Here is a 1946-nt window from a genome sequence, read left to right as displayed (position 1 = left end):
CCGCCTGGCCCTCGCCGCCAGTGATGCAGCCCTTGCCGCAGCCAGTCTCATCGACGCCGACCGCCTCCAATACAACAACGCCACCACCACAGCCGTCCGATGCGCCCTTGACACCGCCGCACAATCCCTCAAAGCGGCAACCCGCCATATCGAAGCCGTGCAAAAGCCCCGAGGGTTGAGCAGCCCAGGCCCATCGTGGAGCAACGCAACCACCTGACCAGCTCCCGCCTGGGCACGCCGCCGGGTGCCAGGTACGGAAACGGGCGAGCCAGCCGCCGACCTTCCGCGCGGCCAGCGCCTCCCGCTGCTCACGGCGTTCCCATTCGGCCTGTTCGCCTGGAGGGCGGCGGCCCTGGTGTGGCTTTCGCAGTCCTCACACAGCGCCGGATGCCAATGCGTGGTGGGGTCTGGGTAGTCACGCGCGGCTTCCCAGCGGTCGTCGGGAAACTTCGCCCCGCACTGCGCGCAGGCCGGACGCCGGGCCTCGCGCTCGGCCGCTTCCTGCTCGGCCTTGCATTGCTGTTCGGCCCGGTACGCCTCCTGGCGGGCGATCTGTGCCTCCCGGGCGCGGGCGTCGGCGGCGTCTTTGTGGGGGTTGCCGATCGCGTCGGTGAGGGACTGCATGCCGGTCTGGCCGAAGCGCCAGAAGACGGCCCCGGCCGGTCCGTGCTCGCGCAGGTTGTTCAGCCCGGTCGCGATGATCGGGATCTTCTGGTCGTAGGAGTGGAAGCCGTCCCCCCGGTGCCACTGGCCCTGCCACAGGTGCCGGGTCAGGTCCGCCAGACGCGGGACGGTGCGGTCCGGGTTGCGATCGCCGATGCGGTGGAAGACCAGCAGCACCGGAAGGTGCGGCACGTCGTACCCCAATGAGCCCTCGGGTGCTGGCCAGCGGGTCCGCCACATCGCCCGCTCCTTGCCGTCGGTGTCCTTCACCTGCCGGTGGAAAAACCGCGCGTACTTCTCCAGCTTGTCCGCGAGTTCCTCAGCTGTCTCGTAGCAGTTGTCGACCTCTACGAACAGCAACGGCACCCCGTCCTGCGCCGCGGTCACCACAATGTCGGCCTGCGCGCCGCCTCGGCCCGGCACGTTCCACGTCCCCGTCGCCGGCAGCGGAACCTCCGTCGCATAGGAGGCGAGGCTACCGAGCCCCGCCGGGCCGTCCACGGCAGCACGGGCGGCTGCCAGAGCTGCAGGCGGTTCCCCAGCCAGCAGGACCAGGTCCGGCTTCGGGCGCAGCAGGGCGATGACGGTCTCGTTCACGGACAGGGCGTGCGCGGCTCCGCTGCTGCCCGCGCCGCGGGCCGGGCCCCCCATCTCCCACAGCGGGCACCGCAACTCGTGAGAAGCCGCTTCAAGACCCTTGGGAGTCAGGTTCCGCAGGGTCTCGCCGCCCTTGGTGACACCGCCGTCTCACCGCGACGCGCCGGCATCTGCTCTCCGCGGTCACGCACGGCACCGTCGTGACCCTCGCCCAGGTGGAGGTCGGCGCGAAGACAAACGAAACCACGCACTTCCAACCGCTCCTGGCACCGCTGGACCTGGCCGCCGCCGTTGTCACCTTCGACGCCCTGCATTCGGTCAAGGCAAACATCTCCTGGCTGGTCGAGGCCAAGAAGGCCCACTACATCGCCGTGATCAAGACCAACCAGCCGACCGCCCACAGCCAGCTCGCAGCCCTGCCCCGGCGGGACATCGCCGTCCAGCACACCGCCTCCGGGACCGGGCACGGCAGGCGCGAGTCCCGCTCGATCACGACCTGCGCCATCGCGGACGAACTCGGCGGGATCGCCTTTCCCCATGCCCGCCTGGCCATCCGCGTCCACCGCCGGCGCAAGCAGACCGGCAAGCGCGAGACCCGCGAGACCGTCTACGCCGTCACCAGCCTCGACACCCATCAGGCCGGCCCGGCCGACCTGGCCGCCGCGATCCGCGGGCACTGGGGAGTG

The 1946-nt window shown here is 70.6% G+C and carries 1 protein-coding gene and 1 pseudogene; one reads left to right on the top strand and one right to left on the bottom strand.

Annotated elements, in window-relative coordinates; all coding sequences use genetic code 11:
• Positions 1 to 1314: replication-relaxation family protein (locus ACRWND_RS30650; RefSeq protein WP_431955211.1), on the bottom strand; the 1314-nt coding region annotated here is incomplete at its 3' end.
• A gap of 113 nt (positions 1315 to 1427) precedes the next feature.
• Between ACRWND_RS30650 and ACRWND_RS30645 the strand changes: the two are divergent.
• Positions 1428 to 1946, top strand: a pseudogene (locus tag ACRWND_RS30645) (ISAs1 family transposase); the annotation flags it as partial.

The sequence above is a fragment of the Actinacidiphila sp. bgisy167 genome (assembly GCF_965342175.1).
GTDB lineage: Bacteria > Actinomycetota > Actinomycetes > Streptomycetales > Streptomycetaceae > Actinacidiphila.
Note: the sequence above shows the minus strand (reverse complement) of the source record. Positions and strands in the feature narration are given on the sequence as shown.